Source organism: Parafannyhessea sp. (assembly GCF_051876455.1).
Classification (GTDB): Bacteria; Actinomycetota; Coriobacteriia; order Coriobacteriales; family Atopobiaceae; genus Parafannyhessea.
On sequence record NZ_JBJEHW010000223.1, the window covers coordinates 1 to 1,599 of the forward strand.

The following is a 1,599-nucleotide window of genomic DNA, read 5'->3' on the forward strand; positions in this document are numbered from 1 at the left end:
CGTCAGAGAGCTGGAAGCTGCCACCGTTCGCGACGTTGACATTAGTAAGAGCCTCGGTAGTGTCGGAAAAGATGGTGTAACGGCATCTCCCGCCAGAGACCGGGTCGTCGTCCCGAATCTGAAATCAGTCTCCTATCCTATGCTGCCTCCATCTTGTCCGCAAGCTCGAGGCTTGCGTCGATCGCCTTCCTGGCGATCGAGAGCAGCTCCTCCCGCCTCTCGGGGGTGGGCGGCTCGGCCTTCGTCCCCTCGCGCTTCTCGTCGTAGAGCTCGGCCATCACCCTCTCCGCGAAGTATCTTGCGTCGCTCCAGTCCTCGTCCTGGTCGCACATCACCGCGCCCACGAGGCGCTCGAGGGACGCGACGGACGGGAAGACCTGCACGACCTTCGACCTGCGCTTTATCTCGCGGTTGGTGCGCTCCTGAAGGTTGTTGGTCCTGAGGCGCTTCCAGTGCGAGGCGGGGAAGTCGAGGTACGCGAGCGCGTCCGGCTCGGCGTCCTCGAGCACGCGCGCCGCCTTCGGGCAGCACTCCCGGAGCATGTCGCAGGCGAGGTGGTACATGGCGCGCACGACGTCGGCGTCCTTGGCTCGGAAGACCGGTGCCACGATCCTGCCGACACGCCTCCTGAGCTGCCCGCCCCTCGCCTCTCGCATGCAGTCGCGCATGAGGTGCACGACGCAGCGCTGCCACGCCGCGCCCTGGAACACCTCGGCGACCGCCCTCCTCAGCCCCTCGTGGGCGTCGGAGGTGACGAGGCGCACGCCGCTCACGCCGCGCGCCCTGACGCCCCTCAGGAACCCGAGCCAGGAGTCGTAGGACTCCGTGTCCACGACGGCGATGCCCAGGACGTGCCTCCAGCCCCTCTCGTCGCAGCCGATCGCCGTGACGACGGCCGTGGAGGCGACGCGGCCGTCCCTCCTGCACTTGACGTACGTCGCGTCGAGCCAGAGGTAGGGCGTCCTCAGCCCGGAGAGGTCGCGGGAGAGCAGCTCCTCCACGTCCTCGTCGAGGCTCCTGGCCATCGCGCTCACCTGGTCCTTCGAGAGCCTGTCGACGCCCATCGCCCTCGCCACCTGCTGCACCTTCCTGGTGCTGGTGCCGGTCGCGTACATCTCGGAGACGGCGGCGACGAGCGCCCTGTCGACCCTCTGGTAGCGCTCGATCACGTCCTCGGGGAAGAAGCTCCCGGTCCTGAGTTTGGGGACGCGCATCGTGATCGTCCCCACGCAGGTCGTGAGCCTGCGCTCCCTGTACCCGTTCCTGCTGTTGCCATGCGCGGCGCACATCTCGTCCGCCTCGGCGTCCATCACGCCGTTGACCACGGTCTCCGTCAGCCGGCGGATGAGCTCCTGCAGGTTGATTGTGCCGTCCTCGAAGCGCGGCATCCTCGAGGCCGCGAGGGCCTCCTCTGGTATGATTTCCAATGCGGTCGTCGTCCCTTCCACGAATCCGATCTGTCGCGATTTCAGATTCTAGGGCGGCGGCCGCGGTTTCGTGTGCGGCGATGCCTTGGGGCTTACACCAACTTTCTAGACACAATCTTCCCTCGCAATAAGCAAGGGAACCGCAGACCAAAAAGACGGTCGCGTTCGCAAG

General features: G+C 66.4%; 1 protein-coding gene. It reads right to left on the reverse strand.

The window, feature by feature from the left end; genetic code table 11:
• Positions 1 to 137: 137 nt before the first annotated feature.
• A complete protein-coding gene (locus ACI38Z_RS09240; protein WP_439789913.1) occupies positions 138 to 1,427 on the reverse strand; it encodes an IS256 family transposase in 1,290 nt (429 codons plus the stop codon).
• Positions 1,428 to 1,599 lie beyond the last annotated feature (172 nt).